Origin of the sequence: Klebsiella sp. MISC125 (genome assembly GCF_051131775.1) — a bacterium.
GTDB lineage: Bacteria > Pseudomonadota > Gammaproteobacteria > Enterobacterales > Enterobacteriaceae > Klebsiella.
Window position 1 is genome coordinate 3540888 of the sequence record NZ_CP180448.1, and the last position, 23501, is coordinate 3564388.

Consider the following 23501-nt stretch of genomic DNA (forward strand, 5'->3'; position numbering starts at 1 on the left):
ACTACGCATATACGTACCCCACTCTCCGTTTAAATACGGACAGTTAACTTGAATATTTAGACCGCGCGGAATATTCCGCGCCCGCTTAATTAATACTGGTGAGGTGTTTCCGATAGCTGCTGGGAGTAAATGAAGTCAGCTTTTTGAATGTTTTAATAAACAAACTTGGGCTACTGTACCCCGACTCATAGGCAATATCGGTCACCGAGTAGTTGGTTATCTCTAACTGTTTCTTGGCGAAGTTGATACGAATATCATTAATTATCTGCATCGGCGTTTTTGCATAATAACGTTGGGTCGCTCGGGTTAAGTACTCCTGAGTTTTTCCGGAGAGCTCAACCATATTTTCCAGTGCGCACTCGCCAAACTTAAGATTATCGTGCATCCCCTCGACGGCATTTTTCAACCATTGCGGAATCACATCTTCCACGGGTTCCTCGCGGTAATGCCGTAAACGATTAAGGGTGTAAAACGAGACCAGTTCGATAAATTCGTCAAATTCAGTTTCGCGAAAATTCAGCGATGCAATAACCGACTCAATGTAACTGAGAAAAGTACTTTTGACGCCGTAGACCTGAGAAGCAACCACACCAAACGGTATCAGCGGCAGATAGTGTTTCTCAAAGAAACTTTTGCTAATGCCGACGTTAAGAATGCGTGTCGCGCCAAATTCATAAAAACTCTGGTGATGCGACCCCATCGGGATGAAGACAAAATCCCCGCGCTCCAGCAGCACCCGCTTACCATTAATGACCTGATAATAGCGGCCGGTTAAAACGATGGTGTACTCGTAATAATCATGCTGGTGAAGCCCGCTCACGCTCTCCGTTTTGTTATAAATGACCACATGAAAGTTTTTGCCGTTGAACAGTTGTTGCTCCCGGGCGGTACTGATTTCAGTGGTCATCATCTTTGGTTGCCTCATCGTGTCGATGACCTATTGTACCTTCTCGTGCAGCTCAATCAATTCGGCAACCAACTCACGAGCCAGCATTGAGGTCATTAGATGATCCTGCGCATGAACCAGCACCAGGCTCACCTTCACTTTGCCTTCACCCTCATCGCTCTCGATCAGCTGCGTCTGTACAAGATGCGCTTCGCTCAGCGCCACCCTTGACTGCTCCATCATGGTTTTCGCTGCATCGAAGTCACCCTTTTTCGCCTGCTTCAGTGCGGCATAGGCCAGGCTGCGTGCTTGCCCGGAGTTGATAATCAACCCCATCACCACCTCTTCGAGGTCGTTTATCGGCGTGTCTTCTGCTGCGATATTATCCAGATCAAACATAATCATTCCCTCGTTGCTCAGGCGGTACGGGAAACCTCCCGCACCGCTCGATATTAGAATTTCAGTGCGTTAGCGATATCTTCTTCGCTCTCTTCCTGCTCAATGACGCCCTGCGCTTTGTTGGAAATTATCACAAACGGCAGGTAGACCAGCGTGGCTATACCCAGGTTGAAAAGTGCGAGTAACAGTGCAGCAACGCTGCCGTTAGTGTTAAAGAAGGCACCTAAACCGGTCGGCATGGTCCACGGCGCGATGTTGGTAATCGGCGGGATGATACCCAGGGTGTAAGCGGTCATGGTGATAGCCGCCAGCAGAGGCTGAATCAGAATGAACGGGATAAACATCACCGGGTTCATAATAATCGGCAGACCGAACAGGATTGGCTCGTTAATCTGGAAGATGCCTGACGGCAGCGCCAGCTTCGCAACCTGACGATGATCCTCACGACGTGAAGCGATGAAGATAGCGATGATTAAGCCCAGAGTCGCACCGGTACCGCCAAGGAAGATGTAGGAATCAAGCATCGGCTTGGCCCACATATGGAAACTCTTACCTGCTGCCAGCGCGGCTTCGACAGAACCGTACTGCTGGTAGGTGGCGATGTTTTCCAGCGCCCACGGCGTCATGATTCCGCTATCCAGCGCCGACAGCGCCAGCGAACCGTGTACACCGAAGAACCACAGCAGCGAGGTGAAAATCACATACGCCCAGCCAACGACGGCACCCATTGAGGCCAGCGGCGTGGAGATGGTATCCATGATGATCTGGTGGAAGTTAGTGCCCCAGTGGGTCAGCGCCCAGGAGATAATCCCCATGATCGACAGGATAATAAAGGCAGGAATGACCGCCGAGAATGAGCGGGAAACCGAAGCCGGTACGCTGGATGGCAGCGTAATCACCCAATTACGATGAACGATGAAGGTGAACATCTCGGCAACGACCAGGCCGATCACGATACCCGAAATAATATTAGCGCCGCCTAACCAGTTAGCGCCAACGGCGTAGGCTTCACCCACGCTATAAGGCGTAACGGTCATAAATGCCGCGACGGCCAGTAAGCCTGCCGCCATCGGGTCCACTTTACGCTCTTCAGCTAACGCGGAACCGATAAAGAAAGGCGCCATCAACGACATAATACCCAGCGTACCGTTATAAACGTTACCGCCGATAGCTTTAAAACCGTTGAGGGTTTCAATTGTAGAAGCATCCAGACGAATGCCCATTGAATAAAAGAAAGAGCCGTCGCCAAAGCTCAGAAATACGTTGTTAATTAGAACAAACATTGCCCCAGCTAGCGTCAATGGCATTAACTTAATAAAGCCGTTCTTAATTGCATTGACGTGAGGTTGTCTTCCTATTCTGACCGCAAAAGGAAGGAGTACCTTTTCAAGCGAATCAATCACTTTACTCATAATAAATACCCTTTAAGGCCGTAATATAATTATTACGGCGATGATGGATGAAATTACTCTTTGACGGGAAAATAAACTCTCGATACTCCGGACAGCAAAGTGGCTAAAACTACCCCTACGAAGTTGTTAGCATTGCTATCCGAAATATGTCGAGTTTTAAAATAAAATTATTGTGCAGCAGCTTTCTTAATGGCCGCAACGGCCGCTTTCAAAACACCTAAACCATCGATCTTACCGTATAAAACCGAGTCAATGACTTCCACGGGTTTATTTGGCAGTAAACGTTGAATATCTGGCAGCATATAAGAGATCTGCGGGCCTAATAGTACGACATCGGCTTCAGGCCCTTTTTCACCGGCCAGCGTTTCCGGGAATGCTTCAATAACGACCGGCACTTCGTATTTCTCGGCCTGAGCGCGCATTTTAGAAACCAGCAGCGATGTAGACATCCCGGCGGAACAAAATAGGTAGATATGTTTCTTTTCCATGAACGCTTCCTCAATGTGTGTGACCTGCGCTCTCTGCATCCTGATGCCTGAGAGCCGGGTAAGACATGTTTTCTTTCAATTAGTATTGTTTATGCATTGAGTATACGGCATCACCTGGCAGCAGGATAATTCCTCCTTGAACAAAATTGTCTCTCATTGACCTTACGTTTTGACTACCCTCACATTTCCCTCAAATAATTCGCGCAATTAAATAAGCATGACAAATCATAAAAAAGCCCGACCACTGGTCGGGCTTACGTAGAAATCAGCAATACGGCGGTATCTTACTTGCTGTTGCGCGGATCCGTGTCGTACTCTGCGCAGGTCTGATAGCCAGAATTGATAACGTGTCCCGTATCGTCTAAGGCAACAAAATAGGTTTCAATTTTACCATCGCGTTGACCCAGGATGTATGTCTGGCAGGTACCACGCGCATGAATCATGGTGACTTCAGATGAAGGTTTACCGGCAATTTGCGTTACCTGAGCACGGGTCATACCTTTTTTAACGTCTTTAACCACCGGCTGCGTGAACTGATCTTTGGTACGGTCATAGGCCGTACACCCTGCCAGCATGGTCAATACTGCTGCTGCGCCCAGAAATCCTGCAAAATTCTTGTTCATATACCATCCTCTTTTTTTTGGCGTGTTAATAAGCCTGGAATAAATATCGTTATTTTTCAAGCCGAAGGTGGAAATGAGCAAAAATTAAGAGCTTTCCAATAATAAAAGCTATGTCCTTGAGGTTGCATGCTTTTGCGTCACTCAAAACTGTGATCCTTGTCGTTTTACCGTCAAAGAGGTAGCTTAAACCCTTGCTGATTGCCAAACAGATTCACTTCCCGGAGGGCGCGATGACGCTACAACAAGAAATTATTCAGGCGCTGGGCGCAAAACCCCAGATCGATGTCGAAGGCGAGATACGCCGCAGCGTAGACTTTCTCAAGTCTTACCTGCAAACGTATCCTTTTATTAAATCACTGGTTCTTGGCATCAGCGGCGGACAGGACTCAACGCTGACCGGCAAACTGTGCCAGATGGCCATCAACGACCTGCGTGCCGAAACGGGCGATAGCAGCCTGCAATTTATTGCCGTCCGTTTGCCCTACGGCGTGCAGGCGGATGAGCAGGATTGCCAGGATGCCATCGCCTTTATTCAGCCGGATCGCGTATTAACGGTCAATATTAAAGGCGCTGTGCTGGCCAGCGAACAGGCACTGCGTGAAACGGGCATCGAACTTAGCGACTTTGTTCGCGGCAATGAAAAAGCCCGTGAACGTATGAAGGCGCAGTACAGTATTGCGGGGATGACCCACGGCGTGGTGGTCGGGACCGACCATGCTGCGGAAGCGATTACTGGATTCTTCACCAAATACGGTGATGGTGGTACCGACATTAACCCCATTTTCCGTCTCAACAAACGTCAGGGCAAACAGCTGCTGGCGCAGTTAGGCTGTCCGGAACATCTGTATAAAAAACTGCCGACCGCCGATCTTGAAGACGATCGCCCCTCCCTGCCGGACGAAGTGGCGCTGGGCGTGACCTACGACAACATTGACGACTATCTGGAAGGCAAAACATTGGACGAGAAAATCGCCAAAACCATCGAAGGCTGGTATCTCAAAACCGAACATAAACGTCGGCCGCCGATTACCGTTTTCGACGACTTCTGGAAAAAGTAACGCCCCTCTCCTTTCACCCCGGCTCAGGTCGGGGTTGTTTTTTGCCCTTCTCGCCTTTTATTGCAACTGCTATACTGGATAAATAAACAGCATCAGGAGTGATAGTGGCAAGAAGGCAATCCGCACCGCGTCTCGAATTTGAAGCGGCAGCAATTTATGAATATCCCGAACACCTGCGTCCATGGCTTGAAGCGCTGCCAAAGCAGCCAGGGGTGTACCTGTTTCACGGTGAAAGCGAGACTCTGCCGCTTTATATCGGGAAAAGCGTCAATATCCGCAGTCGGGTGCTGTCTCACCTGCGCACACCGAACGAAGCCGCAATGCTACGCCAGGCGCGGCGTATTACCTGGCAACGCACGGCGGGCGAACTCGGCGCTTTATTATTAGAAGCGCAGCTCATCAAAGAGCAGCAGCCTTTGTTTAATAAACGCCTGCGGCAAAACCGCCAGCTGTGTTCGTTACGTCTGACGGACTCCCGCCCGCAGGTGGTCTACGCGAGCGAACTGGATTTCTCACAGCAAAACGATCTCTATGGTCTGTTTGCAAACCGCCGCGCAGCGCTCCAGGCGCTGCAAAAAATCGCCGATGAACATCGCCTCTGTTACGGGCTTATGGGGCTGGAACCGCTCAACCGTGGCCGCGCCTGCTTTCGTTCCGCGCTGGGCCGCTGCGCGGGTGCCTGCTGTGGTAAAGAAAGCACAGACGCGCACCATCAACGACTGCGTGAAAATATGCAAAAAATGCAGTTGGTATGCTGGCCGTGGCCCGGCGCGGTCGCACTGGAAGAAAGCAGTGGCGACATGACGCAATATCACATCATTCACAACTGGCTGTGGCTGGGTGCCGTCGATTCTCTACCGCAAGCGTCAGCGTTAACGCGCCTGTCGGCCAAATTTGATCATGACGGTTATAAAATATTGTGCAAACCGCTGCTCAGCGGCAGCTATAAGCTTCATCCGCTATGAGCGGAGTTTAAACCCCGGTTTATGCCGGGGCTATTTCCCCGCATTTACCAGCCGCCACCGCCTCCACCGCCCGAACCACCGCCGGACGAGCCGCCGCCGGAAGATCCCGAACCGCTGTAGCTCGAGCCTGATGAGCCAGATCCTGAACTGCTGCTGGGCGTTGGCATCGAAGACGTTCGGCAGGACTCGCTGAAGTGACTTACGCTCCCCCAGTCGGCGCTGGCAAACGCCGCCGACATTGCGCCGGTACTGCTCAGATAGTGCGCAAAGGTATCGGCCCAGGTTTTCCCCACCCCGAGCGCCAGCGCAACCGGCAGCAGCTCTTCAAAGTGGGTAATCATCTGTGCGGGCGGATAGATAATCTGATAACGATGCTTTTCAGCGGTACCGAGATACAGTTGCAACCCTTTGGCGATCGCCAGCTCATCCAGCCCCTGTTGCGTATAACGAGGCGTTTTCCAGCCGGCAAAAATGCATAGCACGATCGCGGCCAGCAGCGCGCCGATATAACCGGCAGGAAGCTGGGTTACAGGCAATATCCCGAAGAGAAAAAGCCCTCCCCCCAGCGTCGCGAAAGGACCAAAGATGACAGCAAAAAATAGCAGCCCCGCCCCCCAGGCGCGCCACATTTCCCGCGGATGGCATAAAAAGCGCAGCAGAAACGTCAACATCGTTGCGCCGATCAGCATAAAGAGCGCCGCCGGGATGGTGAGCAGCGCAACTTCAACGTTAACCCAGATACCGCAAATCACCGGTATCAGCAGTGCAATATAGATGCAGCGTCGCAGCGGTTGCGCCCACTTGCGAAACAGTTTAGGGCGTAGCGCTTCACAGCGTTTATCCTGCCGATCGCGGCCATTCTGCATCGACTTCTGATGGGCCACGCTGAGGTCGATATTCTTTCTTTTACCTTTAAATAGCGTGCTTAATAGCTGCAGGTCATCGCTGTTTAAGCGGCTGTTCCCCTCAACGGGCAAACGAGTCAGCACCTGTTTTCCGCCCGAGTCTGAAAGCCAGGGACTATGGGATTGATTTTCGTCCCCCTTCACCGCCATCCCGCGCTTCGCTACCAGCCCCAAAAGGTCGCTACTAAAAGCAATATCATCATATTTACGCCGGATGAGAAAACGCAGATAGCCCGGCGACATCCCGGCAGGCAGCGAAAAGAGCGGTACGACCGGCGGCTTCCTCAGTCCTGCTTTGGTCACGTGTTTCCGCCACCAAAGGCCGTAGTACAACGCCATCATCAGCAACGGCAGCCATATCACACTGGTCTTCAGCGTCGGAATAAGGAGATGCACCAGCGGCAACGCGGCTTCCGGTGCCGGAGCGGCAGCAAGAATCGCCCGCGGCCAGGTATAGACAACGGTCAGCCCTTCCCCTTTTGCCAGCGGTCGCAGAGTACGCACGCTACCGTCGGGCAGAACTTCCGCATTGTGCTCCTTGGCCCCTGCGAATCCGGTATACACGTCAATAGAACGCAGCCTGGCGTCTTTGGAATCTACATTGAGATTATCGGCTGCTCCCGGCAGCTCCAGACGAAAGCTGGCCCTGGTTATCGGCCAGGCCCAGTCATTTCCCGTCACGTTCCAGTAAAGCTCATCCCACTCGGGAAAGCGGCTGAAATGGTTACTGATCTGATAGCGAATCTCATAATTGTAGATCCCCGGCCTGAGGGTTTGTTGTGCACTCCCAATACGCAACGTCAGCGTTTTGGCCTCTTTATCAAGGCTATAGAGCTCATATTCACCATCGCGCGAAACCGATTTAATCTCATAATCGACGCTGAAAATCTTGCCGTCCTGACGATTCCAGGTCAGGGGCAGCGTGCGAAAAATTCCCCGACGGATCTCTTTTCCCAGCGCAAGCACCTTAATATTTTCTTGCATCTCCATGCTGCCATCGGGGTTAAAACGCGCCCGGGAGTCGAAAGAAAGAATATGTTCATACGCCGGGATCGCGCCTGTCGGGAGTTGGGAGGCATCCTTGAGAATAATCACGTTATCTGAAGCGAATATGGCAGGGCTGGCCAAAGACAGCAGCAGCCCGAGAACGCGCAGCAGGCGGGTGGACAAATTGAACATGCAATCACTCCATCCGAGGCGATTTGGCCTCTTCGGGAGAGTCCAGTTCAAAAAACAATTCTGTTTTAAAATTAAACAGCCGCGCCAGCAGCAGACTGGGGAAAGACTCCACCAGAATATTGAAATCGCGTACCGTACCGTTGAAGTAGCGGCGAGCCATTTGCAACTGCTCTTCTATTTCGCTGAGGGATTGTTGCAGGGAGAGAAAGTTTTCGCTGGCTCTGAGCTCAGGATAAGCTTCGCCGAGCGCAAATATGCGCCCAATCGTGCCAGCGTAGCTGCGCTCGTTATCCGCTATCTGACGAGTATTGCCCACCAGTTCGCCACGCTGGCGGGATATCTCTTCCAGCAGTTCCTTTTCATGCTGCGCATAGCGTTTCACCAGGCTTAGCAGATTAGGCGCCAGGTCGTGACGACGTTTGAGCTGTACGGCAATGCCGCTCCAGGCCTCATCTTTGAAACGCCGCAGGGAGATAAAGCGGTTATAGGTCATGACGACCCAGACGAGTACCACAACGATAATGGCCAGACCGATATACATTTCCATATGTTAAATCCATAAAATAGCAGGCAGCATTAATATTTTGCATGCACCTGCAATGATACCAAGGGTATCTATCCTGACACACTCGACCCTGTGGGGTAAATCGGGTTTAACTAACCGGGCATTTTTCGGTTAACCGGCTATATATAAAGAAAAAACCGCCGGCCCTGCCCAAAGCCTGTTGGCATTATTGGGCAAGACCGGCGGTCTTAAGTCAGCGCGCTGAGTTATTCAGCTGGTGCAGGCATTTTACCTTCAGGCGCTTTACGTTCTGTCAGATGCTTCTCAAAATTGGCATTAAACTGTTTTTTCTGTTCCGGCGTCAGAATGTTGTAAATCTTGTTCTGGGTTTCCAGACGGGCCAGCGCCATCTCTTTGTGCTGGGCTTCCATCTTATCAATCTGCGCTTCCGCCTTTGCTTTATCGAAGGTGTCGCTGGCGACCAGTTCATGCATCGCACGGCGTTCATCCAGAGACGGGCGCTTCATATTTTCACGCTGGCCTTTCATGATGTCGCGAATTTGCGTTTTCTGCGCATCGGTCAGGTTCAGACCTTTGAACATCATTTCGTGCGGGCCGCCTTTGCCTTTATGATGCATCATCGGCTTGCTGTCGGTTGGAGTGGCGGTAGCGTCTGCCGCGTGAGCCAGGTTAGCCGCGCCCAGAGCCAGAGTAGAGGCAACAAACAGTGCAGTAATCTTCTTCATAGTTCAATCCTTACTTTGCGTTATTCTTACGGCGCGTTGCCGTGTTGACGAGATAAACTTTACGACGTTTATCGTCAATTAGTCAGAGCAAGCGTAAAACAATGAAAGTGTAAAAAACATTTTCTCGCCAATTGTGGAGAAAATATGAAAAATAAGGAGATAATTGCAAGGATAAATAATTAACAGGCTGTTTTATCGAGAAATTATGGAGATTATAAATCAGCAAAGATTAAAAACAAAGCATTTAACCAGGAATAATCTGCAATCAATCTTCAGCGCACAAAAAAATAAGATTAAGGCGGAAAGCCAATTACGCAATACCCCGCCGCCCGACCGGACGACGGAATATCTAGAACCGCTCCAGCATCAGCCCGGCCCGCTGGCCAAAAGCAACGCCAGGGTTGGGAAACAGCACATATTCCTGCGCTCTTTCCACCACGTAGCGGATATCGCCATCTTCGGCCAGCAGCGTACCGGCGGTGAACGACGTGAAGTTGAGCGTCTGCGCCGACATATGCAGTCGAAACAGTTCGCTGCTGCGGGTGATTTGCTGTATCACCCGGTAGCGCAGCGGCGTTTGCCCCTCCTCCAGCGTCATATCCCCCGCCAGTAGACGTGCCAACGCATGTTGGGTCGCAGCAAACTGATTCAGATCGTTGTCGCCAAACGGTAACGCCTTGCCTAACTCCAGCGTACAGGAAAGCGCAGCAAAACGTTCACAGCTGAAATGGGTAAAGGTGCCGCCCGGTTGCTGATGAAACACCAGCGCTTCCAGACCCGCCGCGCCCAGCCAGCGCAGAAAATCGTCATCCCACGGTTTATCCCGCGCCGGAAGCACGCCAAATCGAGGATGGAGCGAGCCGCGAATGGCGGTGTGTAAATCCAAATGCCAGCGTTCCCCCGGGCTTGCGGCATAAAACCGCGTCACTGCACGTTCTAACTGCCTGGCGCGAGCGGTTTCATCACTGGGACTAAACGCTCGCCAGCGCTCACCAAACATACGGTTGATATCACTGTGCACATAGCGCTTGTTCGCTCGCAAAGCCGGTGGATTACCGAGGATCACCAGCAGCCGCCAGCGTAGCGGTAGCTCTCCGCGAAATAGCTGACGCAGCAGTAAATCAGTGATTTCAACCGGTGCGGTTTCATTACCGTGAAGCCCGGCTGACAGCACCAGCGAACGATCGCAGGACTCATGGGGGATAAGCTGCAAAATACCGCAGTCAAGCCAGTGCCAGCGAAAGTGCGCGGTTTGGCCATGAAAATGGTGGGGCAAACGCCCCGCCAGGGTTAATGCGAGAAAGTCATCCACAACGCCTCCTTATTGCTGGAACGGATAGACCGAGCCGAGGCGCAGGATTTGCGTTAAGCGATCCAGCGCCTCACGCCCTTCGCGCAGCAACTGCGGGTCGGCAAGATCCGCCTGAGTCAGACGATCGCGGTAGTAGCGGTCCACCCAGTCATTAAGCGTCACGAACAGCCCGTCGTTCATCATGACCGCCGGATTGACTGCCTTCAGCTCGCTTTCGTTCAGTACCACCCGCAAGCGCAGGCAGGCGGGGCCACCGCCGTTGGCCATGCTTTCACGCAGATCGTAGACCTGTAGCTCGTCAATGGGGTTATCCTCAGCCACCAGCTGGTTAAGATAGCGCCAGACACCTTCGTGTTCTTGCGCCTCCTGCGGCAGAATCAGCCGCATTCCGCCTTGCGCTTTACTCAGCAGTTGGCTGTTGAACAGATAGGTTGCCACCGCGTCTTCGACCGATACCTGGCTTGCCGATACGACGAGAGGCGTAAATCCAGGAACCTGCTGCGCCAGCTGTTGCAGCAGCTGCGGCTGATCAACAAACGCCTGCTCGTGGCAGAACAATACCTGCTGATTGCTCACCGCGATGACGTCATTATGAAAAACGCCTTTATCGATCACCGCCGGATTTTGCCGGGCGAAAATCACCTGCCGGGGATTAACCTGGTTCAGGCGGGCAACAGCCTGGCTGGCCTCCAGCGTCTGCCGCGCCGGGTAGCGCTGCGGGTGGCTTTCGCCCCCTTGCTGGCGACCATAAATAAACAGCTGCACGCCCGGCGCACCATATTCGCCGCCGAGGCGATTATGGTTTGCCGCCCCCTCGTCGCCGAACAGCGAGACCTGAGGCAGCGCACCGTGTACCGCAAAGTGCTGTTCATCAGGGAAAATAGCCTGCAGCAGCGCTTCGGTGGTCGGCGCTTCGCTGGCGCGGTGGAATTTATCATTCAGATTGGCGACGGTCAGATGCACCCGCCCGTCCAGGGAATCAGCGGACGGCGAGACCGTGGCGGCGTTCGCCACCCACATCGATGAGGCGGAGCTGACCGAGGACAATAGATCGGGGGCCTGGCACGCCGCTTTTTCCAGCACCTGTTCATCGTTGCCGGTAAAGCCAATCTGGCGGAGCAGTGGCAAATTTGGTCGCTCCTGCGGCGGGATCAGCGCCTGCGGATAGCCCGCGTCAGCAAGGGCTTTCATCTTCTTTAGCCCCTGCTTCGCTGCCAGGTGCGGGTTCGATACCCGATAGCGATGTTTGGTCGAGGCTTCGTTTCCAAACGATAATCCCGCATAGTGGTGGGTCAGACCCGGCAGCCCATCAAAGTTCACTTCCCAGGCTTTCATTGGGTTGGCTCCTGCTGGAAATCCAGCCCAGGGCTTAGCGTTGCCGGTAGCGACAAATCCGGTGACTCCAGGCTCGCCATCGGCCAGGCGCAATAGTCTGCGGCATACCAGGCACCAGGGCGATGGTTGCCGGAAGCGCCGGTGCCGCCAAACGGCGCGGTGCTGGCAGCTCCGGTCAGCGGTTTGTTCCAGTTAACAATCCCGGCCCGCGCCTCCAGCAGCAGACGGTCAAACTTCTCGCGTTCAGCGGAGATTAGCCCGCACGAGAGCCCAAATCGGGTCGCGTTGGCAAGGGTAATCGCCTCGTCAAAGTCGTCATAACGCCAGACACAAAGCAGCGGGCCGAACACCTCTTCATCAGCCACCTGCGCCACCTCGCTCATCTCGACGATGCCGGGCGTCAGCAGGGACGTTCCGGCCTGCAGCAAGCGCGGCTCCAGCAGCGTCTTGCCACCGTTTGCCACATGCGCCAGCCACGCCTGATGGACCTTTTGCGCCGCCTGCGCTGAAATTAACCCACCGAGGAACGGCTGTGGGTCAGCATCCCACGCATCGGGGATGAGTTTTTGTGACACTGTCACAAGCCGTTGCAGAAACGCATCGCCCGCCTCACCGCGTTTAACCAGCAGACGACGCGCGCAGGTGCAGCGCTGTCCGGCGGTAATAAACGCCGACTGGATCGTCAGATGGACAGCGGCGTCGATATCCTGCGGCTCATCGACAATTAGCGGATTATTGCCGCCCATTTCGAGGGCGAGAATTTTTTCCGGCTGGCCCGCCAACTGTTTATGCAGTTGGAAACCAGTATGCGAGCTGCCAGTAAACAGCAGGCCGTCGATATCCGCCTGCCCGCTCAGGGCCTCGCCGGTTTCACGGCCGCCCTGCAGCAGGTTAAGCACGCCCGGCGGCAGGCCCGCCTCGGCCCACAGTTTTACCACCGCCTCACCGCTCTGCGGGGTCAGCTCACTGGGTTTAAAAACCACGGTATTGCCCGCCAGCAGCGCCGGAACAATATGCCCGTTAGGCAGATGTCCGGGAAAATTATAGGGGCCAAACACTGCCAGTACGCCATGCGGACGGTGGCGCAGCGTCGCGGCTCCGTCGGCCATCGCGGTCTGTGCCTCTCCCGTACGGCTATGATAAGCACTCACTGAAATAGCCACTTTATTGATCATCGCAGTGATTTCCGTTGCCGCTTCCCAGCGCGGCTTGCCGGTCTCCTGAGCAATGATCGCCGTTAATTCCGTCTTGTTCGCCTCCAGCAGCGCGGCAAACTTTTCCGCTATCGTCCGACGCGTAGCGAAGGGCTGACGCGCCCAGGCCGGAAACGCCTGACGGGCAGCGCTCACCGCCAGCGTAACCTGCTCGGTATCCGCATCATTACCCTCCCACAGCAGCGCCTGGCTCACCGGATTGTTTTTAGTTCGGGCCGGGCCGCGACCGCTTTGCCAATCGCCATTAATCCATAAACTCATGATTTTTTCTCCTCGGGGCACAGGCGAACCAGTCTGACCGGGTCGCCGACGTGGCATTTCAGGGCATCGAGTTCGCGCGCGCTTAACATTAAGCGATCGGTTTCCGGGTCGGCGTGAACTAACATGGCGCGAAACTGCTGATATTGCTCATTGGCGACCAGACACACTGGCCACTCTCCAGGCGCTGGCTCTCCTTCTGCGACGGTGACCAGCCGACTTTTGCGGATAGCCCTGACGCGGTTAATTTCACACTCCAGCGTCGGACCGCCGTCGAAGATGTCGACGTAATTAAGATAGCGGAAGCCCTCTTTCTCCAGCACCGCACGGGCCGGGGCCGTTTGCGGATGGACCTCGCCGATCACCGCGCGCGCCTCATCGGATAGAAAGTCGATGTACAGCGGATGCTTCGGCATCAGCGCGGCAATAAATGCCTTTTGTCCGGTGCCGCACAGGTAATCAGCGCGGGAAAATTCCATCGCAAAGAAACGTTTGCCGAGGCTTTCCCAGAACGGCGAATAGCCATGCTCATCGATAACCCCACGCATCTCCGCCACCACTTTTTCGTTGAAGCGCTCGCGGAACGCGGCCATAAACAAAAAGCGCGATTTCGACAGCAGGTAGCCGTTGCCCTCTTTGCGCCATTTCGGGTCGAGAAACAGCGTACACAGTTCGCTGCTGCCGGTATGGTCGTTACTGAGAAACAGCGTCGGCAAGGCGTTATAGACGTTAAGCTCTTTCGAAGCATGGACCTGGGTCCCGACGCGGTAGTTGTACCAGGGATCGTTCAGCCCAACGGCAACCTCGATAGCGCAAATCCCCGCTACCGCGCCGCTGGTGCAATCCTCAAGTACGAACACATAGCCCTGTTCACTTTTCGGCAGCTCACCGCGCCAGGTCATCTGCGAGCGCTCAATCCGCGCAGCAAGCGTTGCCTCGTCAGCCGGAAGCGACGTCAGGCCGCCGCCGGTCTCGCCCGCCAGGGTCATCAACCCCGGCAGATCCCCTTTTTCAACAGGACGGATCACCATCATGATGAGACCCCCGCAAGAAAGTGTTTGCAGGCCAGCTCAAAGCGATCCAGCCCGCAGTTAACCTCTTCTTCACTGACAATTAGTGCGGGCGCAAAGCGCACCACGTTCGCACCAGCAATCAGGATCATCAGCCCATCTTCCGCCGCCTGGTTGCTGATAGCCTTTGCCTTCCCGGCATATTCCTCTTTCAGCACGCAGCCAATCAGCAGCCCCAGACCACGGATCTCTTTAAACAGGCCGTAACGCGCGTTAATGGCGTTGAGTCGTTCACTGAACCACTGATGGCGCTGCTTAACGCCGTTGAGCACGGCTGGGGTATTGACGATGGATAACACCTCTCCAGCCACCGCGCAGGCCAGCGGGTTGCCGCCGTAGGTGGTGCCGTGGGTACCGACGGTCATTACGCTCGCGCAATGCTCCGTAGCCAGCAGCGCGCCAATCGGGAAACCGCCGCCCAGCGCTTTGGCGGTCGAAAGCACGTCCGGCGTGACGCCATAGTGCATATAGGCGTACAGCTCACCGGTGCGCCCGACGCCAGTCTGCACTTCATCGAAAATCAGCAGTGCGTTATGCGCATCGCATAGCTCGCGCAGACCGCGCAGGAAATGGGGATCGGCAGGCACTACGCCGCCTTCACCCTGCATTGGCTCAACAATCACCGCGCAGGTATCGTCATTAATCAGCGCTTTTGCCGAATCAAGATCGTTGTAAATAGCGTGCTGAATTTGCGGCGGCAACGGCGCGAAGTCCTGAGAATAGGCGGGCTGGCCGCCAGCGGAAACGGTGAACAACGTGCGGCCATGGAAGGCATTTTTGAACGCGACGATGCCGCTTTTCTGGCTACCGAAATGGTCATGGGCGTATTTACGCGCCAGCTTGAGCGCCGCTTCGTTGGCTTCAGCCCCCGAGTTACAGAAAAAGACCCGGTCGGCAAAGGTGGCATCAATCAGCTGTTTAGCCAGGCGCAATACCGGTTCATTGGTATAGCCGTTGCCGGTATGCCAGAATTTCCCCGCCTGGTCGGTCAGTGCCTTCACTAGTTGCGGATTCGCGTGACCGAGGGCATTAACCGCAATACCGCCGGCAAAATCGATATACTCCTTCCCCTGCTGATCCCACAGGCGTGAACCTTCGCCGCGTACCGGAATAAAAGCCGCTGGCGCGTAAACAGGCATCATCCATTCATCAAAGTGGCTACGCGTAATTGACTGAGACATATCGACCTCTTCCGGTAAATAAAAAGTTTAAATAATGTTAATAAATATGGTTATCACGGTGTAAATGTAGATTGCACGGTTCGTGCCAGCCAGAGGAAAAAATGCATAAATCGAGGTCAATAACGAAATATCAACAAGTTACAAAAGTCACTTATTCACACAAAATGCATAAAAAGTGAATAAAAATGCCACGCGAGCCTTTTGCAGTGGAAAAAAAAGAAAGATTATGCAGAGGTAAGATATAATTCTGTAATTGTGATCCTCTACGAAATTTATCGGTAATATTCGCCCTTTTTTGGCGCATCGCGTTCCAGAATGGTGCACAGTTTGTGCAAACAGGCTATGGGCTACCGACCACAGCAATTGGCAGATTGACTGCTCCCCGCCCTAAAGGGCGAGAATTCCCACTTCACGGAACCGAACCTAAGCCGCTTTATGCGATTCAGGATTTACAGGCTCTCCGTGGGCTAACACTGCCAGCCCGGCAGCTTTGATATTACGGGCCGCGTTAACGTCACGATCATGGTCTGCGCCGCATTCTGGGCAGTGCCATTTACGAACATCAAGAGGCATCTTTTGCAGGGTGAAACCGCAACAGCTACAGCGTTTTGAGGACGGGAAAAACGGGTCGATTGCGACCACTGAACGCCCGGCCCATTCGCCCTTATATGCCAGCTGGCGCGTGAACTCACCCCAGCCTGCGTCTGCTATCGCTTTAGATAGCGACGGGTTGCGGAGCATGTTCTTCACCTTGAGGGATTCGACGCAAACGACTTGGTTATCGTTAATCAGTTTGCGGGTGGCCTTGTGCAAGACATCCATTCGGCAATCGGCAATTTTCGCGTGGAGTCGGGCCACCTTTAAGCGGGCTTTGGCGCGATTTTTCGAGCCTTTGGCCTTTTTACTTAAACGGCGCTGGAGTAGCGCCAGGCGTGCCGCGTATTTAGCGGTATGGCGGGGATTGCCGGACTTGAATCCGGTATCGGTGACGAATAAATCTTTTAAACCAACATCAATGCCGACCATGGAAGCGATGATCGGCAGTGATACAGGCTCAAACTCGCAGAGGCACGAAACAAAGTACCGCCCGGCGGTATCTTTGCTGATCGTGACCGTGGAAGGGACAAATGGCAAAGGGCGACTCCAGCGCACGTCTAAAGGCGCTTTGCTCTTTGCCATGTACAACTTGCCATCACGGTATTTAAACGCAGCATCGGTGAGCGTAGCGGCTTGTTTATGGCGTTTGCTTTTGAATGTCGGGTATCTGGCACGTCCGGCGAAAAAGTTTGAGAATCCGGCTTGTTGGTGGCGCAAGGCTTGCTGTAGCGGCACGCTGGAAACGTCGTTGAGCCAGGCAAATTCTGGCTCCTTTTTCAGTGCTGTTAAGCGGGTGCTGGCTTGCGTATAGCCGATTTTCTCCTGGCGCTCATAGTACGCGTCAGTGCGCCAGCGAAGGATGCTGTTATAGATAAAACGCACGCACCCGAACGTTTGAGCCAAAAGCTCAACCTGATCGGGTGTTGGATAGAATCGATATTTATAGGCGCGTTTCATAGGGCTAATAAAATACGCTGAAAAATATAAGCGATGTTGACGAAGGTCAACAAAAATTACGCAGTTACCGCGCTTATATCCCCCCCCCGATTGGGCGAGGTCTTACGCGCAAATTGATAAAACGTCTAAGCGCAGCCAGACCGGCGAATTTCTGCTACCATCCCTGCACTATTCACCTTGCACAGTGGCAGCAACTATGAAATTTGTCTCCTTTAATATCAACGGCCTGCGTGCCCGCCCGCATCAGCTGGCCGCCATCATCGACAAACACCAGCCCGACGTCATCGGCCTGCAGGAAACCAAAGTTCACGACGATATGTTTCCGCTTGAAGACGTGGCGAAGCTTGGCTACAACGTTTTTTATCATGGGCAGAAAGGTCATTACGGCGTCGCGCTTCTGACCAAAGAAACGCCTGTCTCCGTGCGTCGCGGTTTCCCAAACGACGGTGAAGAGGCCCAGCGCCGCATTATCATGGCGGAAGTCCCTTCCCCATTTGGCAACGTCACGGTCATTAACGGCTACTTCCCGCAGGGTGAAAGCCGCGATCATGAAACCAAATTCCCGGCGAAAGCGGCGTTTTATCAAAATCTACAAAACTACCTGGATACCGAGCTGAATAAAGAAAATCCGGTGCTGATCATGGGCGATATGAATATCAGCCCCACCGATTTGGATATCGGTATCGGCGAAGAGAACCGCAAGCGCTGGCTGCGTACCGGTAAATGCTCGTTCCTGCCGGAAGAGCGTGAATGGATGGAGCGCCTGTTGGGCTGGGGTCTGGTCGATACATACCGCCATGCCAACCCGCAGGACAACGAGCATTTCTCGTGGTTCGATTACCGCTCGAAGGGCTTTGATGACAACCGCGGCCTGCGTATCGATCTGCTGCTGGCGAGTAATCCGCTGGCGCAGCGTTGTATCGAAACCGGCATTGACTATGAGATTCGTGGCATGGAAAAACCGTCCGACCACGCGCCGGTTTGGGCAACCTTCAAACCGTAAATCTCTCCCTGCATCAGGCTCTCTGCCCCGGAGAGCCTGAGCCATATCAAAAAAGCCGCGGTAATAGATTGTGAACGGCGGCAAACTATTATACTGTCGCGCGCACTTTTACTGCCCGCGCAAGACAGGAGAACCCAATGCAAAAGAAGCCGTCATAAAGCAGAATATAAGCTGCTTTTTGTTGTGGTCGTATTGAGCATTGTCGCCTGTATTATTCAGCAGTCGGGTTTCACCGAGCTGGTGACTCATTTTCATCATCTGCGCGAGGTTATCCTTCAGAGCGGAACCTTCGGCTATACGCTCTATATTCTGCTGTTTATTATCGCAACCTTGTGTTTGATGCCAGGAAGTATTTTGGTTATTGCCGGAGGGATTATTTTTGGCCCGCTGCTGGGCACCGTACTATCGCTGCTTGCCGCGACCGTCGCCTCTTCGCTTTCGTTTCTGTTTGCCCGCTGGCTGGGCCGCGATCTACTGTTAAAATATGTCGGACGGACGGCGATATTTCAGGCAATCGAAAAAGGTATCGCTCGTAGTGGAACCGATTTTTTAATTCTGACGCGGCTGATCCCGTTATTCCCTTATAATATTCAAAATTACGCCTATGGCCTGACGGCTATTCCGTTCTGGTCATTTACCTTTATTTCCGCCATCACTACCTTACCCGGCATATTTATATATACGCTGATGGCCAGCGAGCTTCTCCGCGACGGTATTACGCTCCTCTTTGTGCTTAAACTGACTCTCGCAGGTCTGGCCTTATTTGCCCTGATACAGGCGGCGAAAAGATACGCCCGCTACCGGCGAATCGATACCGAACAACGACAGGCTGACGATGAAAAATTATAACGCGTACTATCGGGCGGCGATCGGCATCGTGCTGATCGTCGCCCTGCTGGCCTGGTGGCTGGTACCTGGCGTAAATACGTTTATGCAGCACAGCCTCGCGGCTTTTGCCACACTCGATCAGCAGGCGATTGAGCGCTTTATCGACTCCTGGGGTCCACAGGCGGCGCTCGTTTCCTTCGCACTGATGGTTCTGCAAGCTATCATCGCCCCGCTTCCCGCGTTCCTGATCACCTTCGCCAACGCGTCGCTGTTCGGCGCCTTTTGGGGCGGCGTGCTCTCGTGGGTGAGCTCCATGACCGGCGCGGCGCTATGCTTTTTTATCGCCCGGGTATTGGGTCGCGAGGTGGTGGAGAAACTCACCGGTAAAAGCGTGTTGCAGAGTATGGATGGCTTTTTTACCCGCTACGGCAAACACACCATCTTAATTTGCCGCCTGCTGCCGTTCGTCCCTTTCGACCCGGTGAGCTACGCCGCCGGACTCACATCGATACGCTTTCGCCACTTTATGCTGGCCACCGGTGTCGGCCAGCTACCCGCGACAATTGTCTACTCCTGGGCCGGTAGCCTGCTCACCGGCGGCACCTTCTGGCTGGTGACCGGTTTATCGATTCTATTTGCGCTGGCAATTGTGGTGGTCGTCGCAAAAGCCCTCTATCTTGAACAGCAAAAGAGGAGTTCACGATGAGCTTACCGCCCCTGAAGTCAATTCCCCTGATCTTACGCCCGCAGGCCTGGCTGCACCGCCGCCACTACGGCGAAGTACTCAGCCCTATCCGCTGGTGGGGGCGCATTCCGCTGGTGTTTTACCTGGTGTCGATGTTCGTCGGCTATCTGGAGCGCAAACGCTCACCCCTCGACCCGGTACTGCGATCGCTGGTCAGCGCCCGCATTGCGCAACTCTGCTTGTGCGAGTTTTGTATTGATATTACCAATATGAAGCTGGCGGAACGTACCGGCAGCAGTGACAAGCTACTGGCAGTCGCCGACTGGCGAAACAGCGCATTGTTCAGCGAGCGTGAGCGGCTGGCACTGGAGTATGCCGAAGCCGCCAGCATGACGCCTCCGGTCGTCAACGATGCGCTGCGCAGTAAAATGGCCGCGCAATTTGATGCCCAGGCGCTGACCGAACTCACGGCGCTTATCGGTTTACAGAACCTGTCGGCGCGCTTTAACTCGGCGATGGCGATCCCCGCACAGGGGCTATGCCAGATCCCAACCGATTCAAAACCATAAGGAGTGGTTATGCGCAGTTTGTTGATCCTGGCTTTACTATTGCTCTCTCCATTGACCGCCAGCGCCAACTGGCAATCCACACAACAAGAAGCCCGCGGTCAGACGGTATGGTTTAACGCCTGGGGTGGAGATCCGGCGGTCAACCGCTATCTCGATTGGGTCAGCGGCGAAGTAAAGCGTGATTACGCCATCGACCTGCGCATCGTGCATATCGCCGACGCCGCAGACGCGGTTAAACGCATCCAGACCGAAGCCCGGGCCGGGCGCAGTCAAGGTGGTTCCATCGATCTGCTGTGGGTCAACGGCGAAAACTTCCGCACTCTGAAAAGCGCAAATCTACTGCAAACTCAATGGGCGGAAACGCTGCCCAACTGGCGCTTTGTCGATACGCAAAAACCGGTACGTGAAGATTTCTCCATTCCCACCGACGGCGCGGAATCACCGTGGGGCGGCGCGCAGCTCACCTTTATCGCCCGCCGCTCACAAACGCCTGATGCCCCCAAGAATGCGCAGGAACTGCTGACGTTCGCCGCCGCGCATCCCGGCAGCGTCACCTATCCGCGCCCGCCAGATTTCACCGGCACCGCTTTTCTCGAACAACTGCTGCTGACGCTGACCCAACAGCCCGATGCCCTGAGCCAGCCGCCGCAGGAGGCCACCTTCGCCGCCGTGACCGCGCCGCTGTGGCAGTATCTCGACCATCTTCACCCTCTGCTGTGGCGTCAGGGCCGCGACTTCCCGGCTTCGCCCGCCCGTATGGATACGATGCTGACGAGCGGTACGCTTAAGCTTTCATTGACCTTCAACCCGCTTCACGCGCAGCAAAAAGCAACCAGCGGCGAACTACCAGAGGACAGCTACGGTTTTGGCTTCACGAAGGGCATGCTCGGTAACGTCCACTTTGTGGCGATCCCAGCCAACGCACGCGCCACGGCGGGCGCAAAAGTGGTCGCCAATTTCCTGCTCTCGCCCGAAGCGCAACTGCGCAAAGCTGACCCGGCAATATGGGGCGACCCCAGCGTGCTGGATCCGGCGAGTTTAACGGATACTCAGCGCCAGGCCTTTAACGCCGTTGTGCCGCAGAATATGCCGCCGATGCTGGGCGAACCGCACGCTGCCTGGGTTGATGCGCTGGAGCAGGAATGGCTGCGCCGCTACGGTACGCACTAACGCTGCTAACCTGGGGAGCGGTGGCGCTGATCTATTTACCACTGCTCCCTGCGGCTTCACTGATGGCGCTGCCAGCACTGCGCCTCTCCTGCTGGCAGGCGCTGTTTGCCGATCCACAGTTCACTCAGGCGTTAACGGCAACTCTGGTTTCGACGCTGCTGTCGGTTGGCGGCGCGCTGCTTATCACCGCCACTGTTGTTGCCGCACTCTGGCCATCGACTGGCTGGCAACGGCTGGTGAGAAGGCTTCCGCTGCTGCTGGCGGTACCCCACATCGCTTTCGCCACCGCTGCTCTGCTGCTGTTTGCCGAGGGCGGCTGGCTCTATCGCCTCTGCCCCTTTTTATCCCCCACGGTCGACCGCTACGGCATCGGTCTGGGCCTGACGATGGCGGTTAAAGAGAGCGGTTTTCTGTTGTGGGTGGTTTATGGCCTGTTGGGTGAGAAGCGTCTGGCCGGGCAGGCCACGGTATTAAAAAGCCTCGGTTATGGTCGCTGGCAGTGTCTGAAATGGCTGGTTTTACCGATGCTGCTTCCGTCGCTGTCGATAGTGCTGCTGGCGACCACCGCCTGGAGCCTTTCGGTGGTGGACGTCGCGCTGGTGATCGGCCCCGGCAACCCGCCGACGCTGGCGGTGCTGGCATGGCAATGGCTAAACCAGGGCGATGATGCGCAGCAGGCCAAAGGCGCTATCACCAGCCTGGTCTTGCTGTTGATCCTCGCCGTTATGGCGACCGGGGCATATGGCGCGTGGCGTCTCTGGCGTCGGCGAATACCGCGCGTTGAGGGAATGCGTCAACCCCAGCCACGAGCGCTGGCGGGGAAAACGTTCGCCATTTTCCTGCCACTGTGCGGCGTGGTCTGCGCCCTGTTTCTCGCGGCCGTCGCGCAAAATACTCAGCCGGTCAGCGAGAGCATCAGCAATAGTTTATGGTTGGGGCTATGCTCAGCGCTTATCGGAGCGGTGATTTGCCTGCTATGGCTGGAGCTTGGCCCCTCCCGCGTCAGTGGATGGATTTGGCTACCGCTGGTTTTGCCCGCGTTACCGCTGGCGGACGGGCAATATCAGCTGGCGCTGTATGCATGGCTGGACGGCGAGTGGCTCACCGTTTTGTGGGGACATCTGCTGTGGGTGGTGCCGTGGATGCTGTTTATCCTGCGCCCGGCGTGGCGTAGTCTCGACCCGCGCACGGTGCTGGTTGCGCGAACCCTCGGCTGGCAACGGGGGCGCATTTTCTGGCTGGTCACTCTGCCCTCGCTAACGCGCCCTTTGTTGACCGCGCTGGCGGTTGGCTTTTCAGTGAGCATCGCGCAATATCTGCCAACTCTGTGGCTGGGGGCCGGACGTATTCCAACGCTCACCAGCGAAGCCGTGGCCCTGAGCAGCGGCGGCGATACGGCAACCCTCGCCGCCCAGGCGTTATGGCAGCTTCTTTTACCGGCGATTTTCTTTGCCCTCACCGCCCTGCTGGCCTGGCTGACGGGCCGCTATCGACAAGGATTACGCTAATGTTGACCGTCAAAAACTTAACCCTGGAGCTCGATAAACAGTCGCTGCTGCACAATGTGGATTTTTCAGTGGTTCCCGGTGAAGTCCTGACGCTGATGGGGCCATCCGGTAGCGGAAAGTCGACCCTGTTTGCCTGGATGGTGGGTGTGCTGGAAGAGAATTTCCGCGCCTGCGGCGAACTGTGGCTGGATAACCAGCGCTGCGATAATTTGCCAATCGAGCGGCGATGCATCGGTATTTTGTTTCAGGACGCGCTGCTGTTCGACCACTTCAGTGTGGGGCAAAATCTGCTGCTAGCGCTTCCTGCAGACATTAAAGGGATGCAGCGAAAAACGCAGGTGGAACAGGCGCTGGAGCGCGCCGGGCTGGCGGGTTTCTATTCCCGCGATCCGGCGACACTTTCCGGCGGCCAGCGCGCGCGGGTCAGCCTGCTGCGGTCCCTGCTGGCCCGACCGCGAGCGCTGCTGCTGGATGAACCGTTTAATCGCCTCGACGTTGACCTACGCGCCGACTTTCGCCAGTGGGTATTCGACGAACTGACACGTCTGGCGATCCCTGCGGTACTGGTCACCCATGACAGCCAGGATACTCCCATTGGGGGGCGCTGTTTGCATATGAGCCTCTGGCATTGAAAGCCTGCGCTATCGC

The 23501-nt window shown here is 54.9% G+C and carries 23 protein-coding genes and 1 pseudogene; 9 read left to right on the forward strand and 15 right to left on the reverse strand.

The window, feature by feature from the left end; all coding sequences use genetic code 11:
- Positions 1 to 85 precede the first annotated feature (85 nt).
- From chbR to osmE, 6 genes and pseudogenes are all read right to left on the reverse strand, one after another.
- A complete protein-coding gene (chbR, locus tag ACMYSL_RS16810; protein WP_112216770.1) occupies positions 86 to 910 on the reverse strand; it encodes a transcriptional regulator ChbR in 825 nt (274 codons plus the stop codon).
- A 27-nt stretch (positions 911 to 937) separates the two neighbouring features.
- Entirely contained in the window at positions 938 to 1285 is a 348-nt protein-coding gene (gene chbA / locus ACMYSL_RS16815) for a PTS N,N'-diacetylchitobiose transporter subunit IIA (RefSeq protein WP_110273657.1), read from the reverse strand.
- Positions 1286 to 1338: 53 nt separating this feature from the next.
- A complete protein-coding gene (gene chbC, locus ACMYSL_RS16820) occupies positions 1339 to 2697 on the reverse strand; it encodes a PTS N,N'-diacetylchitobiose transporter subunit IIC (RefSeq protein WP_181482579.1) in 1359 nt (452 codons plus the stop codon).
- Positions 2698 to 2709: 12 nt separating this feature from the next.
- Positions 2710 to 2787 (reverse strand): annotated as a pseudogene (locus tag ACMYSL_RS16825) (hypothetical protein); the annotation flags it as partial.
- A gap of 77 nt (positions 2788 to 2864) precedes the next feature.
- Entirely contained in the window at positions 2865 to 3185 is a 321-nt protein-coding gene (locus tag ACMYSL_RS16830; protein WP_142514216.1) for a PTS sugar transporter subunit IIB, read from the reverse strand.
- 284 nt (positions 3186 to 3469) lie between these two features.
- Positions 3470 to 3808, reverse strand: a complete 339-nt coding sequence (osmE, locus tag ACMYSL_RS16835) for an osmotically-inducible lipoprotein OsmE (protein WP_110273541.1) — start codon at positions 3806 to 3808, stop codon at positions 3470 to 3472.
- 230 nt (positions 3809 to 4038) lie between these two features.
- On the opposite strand from osmE, the gene nadE reads away from it, so the two are divergent.
- Together nadE and cho are read left to right on the forward strand one after the other, a co-directional pair.
- On the forward strand, positions 4039 to 4866 hold the full coding sequence (nadE, locus tag ACMYSL_RS16840) for an ammonia-dependent NAD(+) synthetase (protein WP_434659135.1): 828 nt from the start codon (positions 4039 to 4041) through the stop codon (positions 4864 to 4866).
- A 104-nt stretch (positions 4867 to 4970) separates the two neighbouring features.
- Entirely contained in the window at positions 4971 to 5831 is an 861-nt protein-coding gene (gene cho / locus ACMYSL_RS16845; RefSeq protein ID WP_434659136.1) for an excinuclease Cho, read from the forward strand.
- A gap of 44 nt (positions 5832 to 5875) precedes the next feature.
- Here cho and ACMYSL_RS16850 read toward each other — a convergent pair whose 3' ends face one another.
- The 9 genes from ACMYSL_RS16850 to ACMYSL_RS16890 form a co-directional block, all read right to left on the reverse strand.
- Positions 5876 to 7915, reverse strand: coding sequence for a DUF2207 domain-containing protein (locus ACMYSL_RS16850; protein WP_434659137.1), 2040 nt, complete (start codon positions 7913 to 7915; stop codon positions 5876 to 5878).
- A gap of 4 nt (positions 7916 to 7919) precedes the next feature.
- Complete coding sequence (locus tag ACMYSL_RS16855; RefSeq protein WP_304258454.1) at positions 7920 to 8462, reverse strand: LemA family protein; 543 nt, start codon at positions 8460 to 8462, stop codon at positions 7920 to 7922.
- A gap of 224 nt (positions 8463 to 8686) precedes the next feature.
- Positions 8687 to 9166, reverse strand: coding sequence for an ATP-independent periplasmic protein-refolding chaperone Spy (gene spy, locus ACMYSL_RS16860; RefSeq protein ID WP_110273546.1), 480 nt, complete (start codon positions 9164 to 9166; stop codon positions 8687 to 8689).
- A 349-nt stretch (positions 9167 to 9515) separates the two neighbouring features.
- Positions 9516 to 10478 carry a succinylglutamate desuccinylase gene (gene astE / locus ACMYSL_RS16865; protein ID WP_434659138.1) on the reverse strand — a complete coding sequence of 321 codons (963 nt, stop codon included), beginning with the start codon at positions 10476 to 10478 and terminating at the stop codon, positions 9516 to 9518.
- Between the two features lie 9 nt (positions 10479 to 10487).
- The gene (astB, locus tag ACMYSL_RS16870; protein ID WP_434659139.1) at positions 10488 to 11813 is read right to left on the reverse strand and encodes an N-succinylarginine dihydrolase; all 1326 of its coding nucleotides are present in this window, start codon (positions 11811 to 11813) and stop codon (positions 10488 to 10490) included.
- Complete coding sequence (astD, locus tag ACMYSL_RS16875) at positions 11810 to 13288, reverse strand: succinylglutamate-semialdehyde dehydrogenase (RefSeq protein ID WP_434659140.1); 1479 nt, start codon at positions 13286 to 13288, stop codon at positions 11810 to 11812. The genes astB and astD overlap by 4 nt, the downstream gene beginning before the upstream one ends.
- Positions 13285 to 14319 (reverse strand): arginine N-succinyltransferase, encoded by a 1035-nt coding sequence (gene astA, locus ACMYSL_RS16880; protein ID WP_434659141.1) that lies wholly within the window; start codon positions 14317 to 14319, stop codon positions 13285 to 13287. Before astA ends, astD begins: the two co-directional genes overlap by 4 nt.
- A complete protein-coding gene (gene astC, locus ACMYSL_RS16885) occupies positions 14316 to 15536 on the reverse strand; it encodes a succinylornithine/acetylornithine transaminase (RefSeq protein WP_434659142.1) in 1221 nt (406 codons plus the stop codon). Before astC ends, astA begins: the two co-directional genes overlap by 4 nt.
- 423 nt (positions 15537 to 15959) lie before the next feature.
- The gene (locus ACMYSL_RS16890) at positions 15960 to 17090 is read right to left on the reverse strand and encodes an RNA-guided endonuclease InsQ/TnpB family protein (protein WP_434659143.1); all 1131 of its coding nucleotides are present in this window, start codon (positions 17088 to 17090) and stop codon (positions 15960 to 15962) included.
- Between the two features lie 196 nt (positions 17091 to 17286).
- Here ACMYSL_RS16890 and xthA point away from each other — a divergent pair, with 196 nt between their 5' ends.
- The 7 genes from xthA (at position 17287) to ACMYSL_RS16925 (ending at position 23485) form a co-directional block, all read left to right on the forward strand.
- Complete coding sequence (gene xthA / locus ACMYSL_RS16895; protein ID WP_434659144.1) at positions 17287 to 18093, forward strand: exodeoxyribonuclease III; 807 nt, start codon at positions 17287 to 17289, stop codon at positions 18091 to 18093.
- A 198-nt stretch (positions 18094 to 18291) separates the two neighbouring features.
- A complete protein-coding gene (locus ACMYSL_RS16900) occupies positions 18292 to 18942 on the forward strand; it encodes a TVP38/TMEM64 family protein (RefSeq protein ID WP_434664128.1) in 651 nt (216 codons plus the stop codon).
- Positions 18929 to 19627 (forward strand): TVP38/TMEM64 family protein, encoded by a 699-nt coding sequence (locus tag ACMYSL_RS16905; protein ID WP_181482591.1) that lies wholly within the window; start codon positions 18929 to 18931, stop codon positions 19625 to 19627. Before ACMYSL_RS16900 ends, ACMYSL_RS16905 begins: the two co-directional genes overlap by 14 nt.
- On the forward strand, positions 19624 to 20175 hold the full coding sequence (locus ACMYSL_RS16910) for a carboxymuconolactone decarboxylase family protein (protein WP_182238079.1): 552 nt from the start codon (positions 19624 to 19626) through the stop codon (positions 20173 to 20175). The genes ACMYSL_RS16905 and ACMYSL_RS16910 overlap by 4 nt, the downstream gene beginning before the upstream one ends.
- A gap of 9 nt (positions 20176 to 20184) precedes the next feature.
- Positions 20185 to 21345, forward strand: coding sequence for an ABC transporter substrate-binding protein (locus tag ACMYSL_RS16915; protein WP_304258424.1), 1161 nt, complete (start codon positions 20185 to 20187; stop codon positions 21343 to 21345).
- Positions 21318 to 22853, forward strand: a complete 1536-nt coding sequence (locus ACMYSL_RS16920) for an ABC transporter permease subunit (protein ID WP_434659145.1) — start codon at positions 21318 to 21320, stop codon at positions 22851 to 22853. The genes ACMYSL_RS16915 and ACMYSL_RS16920 overlap by 28 nt, the downstream gene beginning before the upstream one ends.
- Positions 22853 to 23485 carry an ATP-binding cassette domain-containing protein gene (locus ACMYSL_RS16925; protein ID WP_434659146.1) on the forward strand — a complete coding sequence of 211 codons (633 nt, stop codon included), beginning with the start codon at positions 22853 to 22855 and terminating at the stop codon, positions 23483 to 23485. The genes ACMYSL_RS16920 and ACMYSL_RS16925 overlap by 1 nt, the downstream gene beginning before the upstream one ends.
- Positions 23486 to 23501 lie beyond the last annotated feature (16 nt).